This window comes from Dellaglioa sp. CoH-56-MRSF-13, from assembly GCF_056782095.1.
This window is the reverse complement of record NZ_JBXAYC010000092.1, coordinates 1-367: the sequence shown is the minus strand read 5'-3', so window position 1 is coordinate 367 and position 367 is coordinate 1. Positions and strand designations below refer to the sequence as shown.

1 pseudogene is annotated in these 367 nt (G+C 54.8%); it reads left to right on the top strand.

Annotated features, from left to right (window positions below):
* Positions 1–367: pseudogene (locus AC1RP1_RS08045) on the top strand (hypothetical protein); the annotation flags it as partial.

Below are 367 nucleotides of genomic sequence, written 5' to 3'. Positions count from 1 at the left end.
CGGCAAATGTTGACGCTGAAGATCAAGAAGACGAGGAAGAGGAAGACGACGAAACCCCGGCTCCTAAGTCGAAGGCAAAGGCAGCACCGGCAAAGGCCGCGAAGGGCAAGAAGCAGCCGGTCGTCGAAGATGAAGACGAAGAAGAGGATGAAGACGACGAGTCCGAAGATGAGGAAGACGAAGAAGACGAGCCTGTGAGCAAGAAGAAGGCTCCGGCCAAGGGCAAGAAGAAGGTCGTCGAGGAAGACGAAGAAGAGGACGAGGAAGAAGACGAAGACGACGAGTCGGAAGAAGACGAAGACGACGAAGACGACGAGTCTGGTGAAGATGAGGACGAAGACGAAGAAGACGACGAGTCCGGTGAAGA